Origin of the sequence: Achromobacter sp., from assembly GCF_036567245.1 — a bacterium.
GTDB lineage: Bacteria > Pseudomonadota > Gammaproteobacteria > Burkholderiales > Burkholderiaceae_B > Achromobacter.
In genome coordinates this window covers 1-1,672 of sequence record NZ_DATCUY010000300.1, presented here as the reverse complement: position 1 = coordinate 1,672, position 1,672 = coordinate 1, and the positions used below count along the sequence as shown (strand labels likewise).

The window sequence follows — 1,672 nt, the reverse complement described above, 5'->3', positions numbered from 1 at the left end:
GCCTCCAGCGCCTGAATGCGGCGCGAAAAGGCCGGTTGCGTCACATGCCTCAGCTGGGCGGAACGGCTGAAGCTGCGCGTCTCTGCCAGGCTGACAAAATCCTCAAGCCACTTGGTTTCCATCGCCGCATTATCCGCGCGTGCCGGCGTCGCCGCCGGGCTGCGCGACGGCGGGCGCGCACAACAACACGCTCCATAATATGCAGCAGCAGCGCACACAGCGCCGCCCCCGTCCAGGCCCCTGGTGCACAACACTGCCGGGCAGAGTGACAGCATTCGCCATGTTTGTTTCCCTGAGAACCTGCCCCCATGCCACCCTCCTCCCCTCCCGGGCCGACGGCTCCTGCGTCCGTGCCCATGGCGACTGAAGACAATTCCCCCCGCTCGCTGCGCATCGAAGACTGGCTCACGGTGATCGTGATGGCGGCGCTGGCCCTCATCACCTTCGCCAATGTGCTGGTGCGCTACTTCACCAATTCGTCATTTGCCTGGACCGAAGAAATCTCGGTCTTTTTGATGATCGTGCTGGCGCTGGTGGCCGGTTCGGCCGCCGTGGCGCGCGACCAGCACATCCGCATCGAATACTTTGCCGAAGGCGGCTCTGATGAGCGCCGCAAGCTGCTGGCGCGGTTTGGTGCGTTCATGGTGGCCCTGCTGTTTGGCCTGATCGCCGTGCTGAGCGTGCGCGTGGTGTGGGACGACTACCGCTTTGGCGAAACCTCGCCGGGCATCGGCGTGCCGCAGTGGTGGTATTCGATCTGGCTGCCCGTGATCTCGGCGCTGATTGCCGCGCGCGCCATTGGTCTGTTCATCCGCCGTGGCCGCCAGGCCCCGCCCGCCGAGCACCACGGAGACTTCCAGGCATGATCGCCACCCTGCTGTTCGTGGCCTTCCTGGCCATGATGTTTGTGGGCGTGCCGATTGGCGCCGCCCTGGGCCTGGCCGGCGCCGCCGCCATTGCGCTGGCCAATGCCGAAAGCCAGTGGTTCGGCCTGCTGGCCGTGCCGCAGAACTTCTACGCCGGGCTGGGCAAATACCCGCTGCTGGCGATTCCGATGTTCGTGCTGGTCGGTTCGATCTTCGATCGCTCGGGCGTGGCGCTGCGCCTCGTGAACTTTGCCGTCGCCATCGTCGGGCGCGGCCCTGGCATGCTGCCGCTGGTGGCCATTGCCGTGGCCATGTTCCTGGGCGGCATCTCGGGCTCCGGCCCGGCCAATGCGGCCGCCGTGGGCGGAGTGATGATTGCTGCCATGTCGCGCGCGGGTTATCCACCCTCGTTCTCGGCCAGCGTGGTGGGGGCCGCAGCGGCCACCGACATCCTGATTCCGCCGTCGGTCGCGTTCATCATCTACTCGGTGCTGGTGCCCGGCGCCTCGGTGCCCGCGCTGTTTGCCGCCGGCATGATCCCCGGCATTCTGGCCGGCATCGCGCTGATCGTGCCCGCCGTGTGGATGGCACGCAGGCACAAGATGGGCGCGCTTGAAGCCACCATGCCCCGCCCACCGTTCTGGAAGAGCCTGCGCGAAGCCCTTTGGGGCCTGGCCGCGCCGGTGCTGATCCTGGGCGGCATGCGCGCCGGCTGGTTCACGCCCACCGAGGCGGCCGTGGTGGCGGTGTTTTACGGCCTGTTCGTCGGCATGGTGGTGTACCGCACCATCACGGTGCGCGACCTG

Annotated in this window: 3 protein-coding genes; 2 read left to right on the top strand and 1 reads right to left on the bottom strand. The window is 67.2% G+C overall.

All coding sequences use genetic code 11. The annotated features are described in order from the left end of the window. Positions 1-122, bottom strand: a 122-nt coding sequence (locus tag VIR09_RS13385; protein WP_332013304.1) for a LysR family transcriptional regulator, incomplete at its 3' end; no start/stop codon positions are given. Positions 123-356: 234 nt separating this feature from the next. Between VIR09_RS13385 and VIR09_RS13380 the strand changes: the two genes are divergently transcribed. Continuing rightward, the gene (locus VIR09_RS13380; RefSeq protein ID WP_332013303.1) at positions 357-866 is read left to right on the top strand and encodes a TRAP transporter small permease; all 510 of its coding nucleotides are present in this window, start codon (positions 357-359) and stop codon (positions 864-866) included. Further along, on the top strand, positions 863-1,672 hold an 810-nt coding region (locus VIR09_RS13375; protein ID WP_332013302.1), incomplete at its 3' end, for a TRAP transporter large permease. The genes VIR09_RS13380 and VIR09_RS13375, both read left to right, overlap by 4 nt.

Coding starts and splice junctions, on each gene's coding strand:
- VIR09_RS13380 (WP_332013303.1), top strand. CDS start 357: ATGGCGACTGAAGACAATTCCCCCCGCTCGCTGCGCATCGAAGACTGG.